Annotated in this window: 1 protein-coding gene and 1 other annotated feature; the gene reads right to left on the reverse strand. The window is 60.2% G+C overall.

Annotated elements, in window-relative coordinates:
• Positions 1-212: 212 nt before the first annotated feature.
• Positions 213-1,447, reverse strand: a protein-coding gene (locus tag AC1DDX_RS27280; protein WP_441624655.1) for an IS3 family transposase whose coding sequence is annotated in 2 segments (ribosomal slippage) — positions 213-1,159 and positions 1,159-1,447 — 1,236 coding nt in all. Because the reading frame shifts where the segments join, the coding sequence is not laid out codon by codon here.
• Positions 1,053-1,169: a sequence feature (AL1L pseudoknot), on the reverse strand. It overlaps the preceding gene by 117 nt.
• Positions 1,448-1,617: the final 170 nt, after the last annotated feature.

Below are 1,617 nucleotides of genomic sequence, written 5' to 3' on the forward strand. Positions count from 1 at the left end.
GATCAAGCGTCGTCTGCAGGGGGCTGAGGTAGAGCGTCCCCTTCGGATCATCTTTACCGTTGCGCCCTGACAGAAGCGTTGAAGTTAGTCCATGGATTCTGATCTTCACACCGCGGCCCAGATCACGCTCTTGTTTCCAATAAAGTCGCCCCGGATAGACCTGGCAGTTCATCTTTCTTGAACCGCCCCGGGTACCGTGGAGGCTGGTTGGTTTAAGTTAATAGCGTTTCAGCGGCAGGCATTTGAAGCTGCTGATAGTAGTTTGCCTCAGCTTCGGCGGGCGGGATATAGCCAAGGGGTTCCATCAGCCGGTGGTGATTGAACCAGGCTACCCATTCCAGCGTGGCCAGCTCAACGGATTCACGCGTCTTCCAGGCAGTACGACGATGGATCAGTTCCGCCTTGTAGAGGCCGTTGATCGTCTCGGCCAAGGCGTTGTCATAGCTGTCGCCACGGCTGCCAACCGACGGTTCGATCGCCGCCTCCGCCAAGCGCTCGCTATAGCGAATGCTGACGTACTGCGAACCCCTGTCGGAGTGGTGGATGAGAGAACCATCGTTGCCAGGCTGGCGAGCGTAAAGCGCCTGTTCAAGTGCATCCAGAACGAAGTCCGTAGTCATCGACGAGCTGACCCGCCAGCCGACGATGCGCCGTGCGAACACGTCGATCACGAAGGCCACGTACAGCCAGCCCTGCCACGTCGAAACGTAGGTGAAGTCCGAAACCCAGAGCTGGTTCGGTCGCTGGGCCCTGAACTGACGGTTGACCAGGTCCGGCGGGCGCACTGCTTTCGCATCTGGAGTCGTCGTGCGAACCCGCTTGCCGCGAATTACGCCGCGCAAACTCTGCTGCTTCATCAGCCTCTCGACCGTACAGCGCGCCACCGCGATGCCTTCCCGGTTCATCTGCTTCCAAACCTTGTCAGCCCCGTAGACCTGCATGTTGGCCTGCCAGACTCGCTTGATCTCGGGCCGTAGCCACTCATCGCGTTTGGCTCGCGCAGAGCGCCGCGATGGTTCGCGAAGCTGCGCAGCATGGCGCCGATAGCCCGACGGAGCAATCTGCAAGACCTTGCAGATCGGCTCGACCCCGAAGGCGTCGCGATGCAGATCGACAAAGGCCTTCAGGACTTCAAACGGCGGTCGAGCTCCGCCTGGGCGAAAAACGCGCTCGCCAGCTTCAGGATCTCGTTGGCGCGGCGCAACTCCTTTACCTCACGCTCCAGCGCTTTGAGGCGCTCACGCTCCGACGTGGTCACTCCATCGCGCTCGCCGCTGTCGACTTGCTCTTGTTTGATCCACCCCAACAGCGTCTGGCTCGTGCAACCGATCATCGGTGCGATGGATTCGACTGCCGCCCACAGCGACGGATGCTCGCTGCGTTGCTCTTGAACCAGGCGTACGGCTCTCTCTCGGACCTCGGGGGAAAACTTGGTTTGCTTGCTCATGGGCTCCATTCTCTCAAGAATTGGAGCCTCCACTAAACCCGGGGCGGTTCACACCGAGACCGTACCCGACTTGGCCGTGACGTTCGATTGCGGACGCGACTTGAGCAAGTTTTGCGGTCAGATTCGTTCCCCCAACGGTCTCCGCCGCCTGGCAACCGGCTGCATTACGA

The sequence above is a fragment of the Pedobacter sp. 10L46_2 genome (assembly GCF_056395165.1).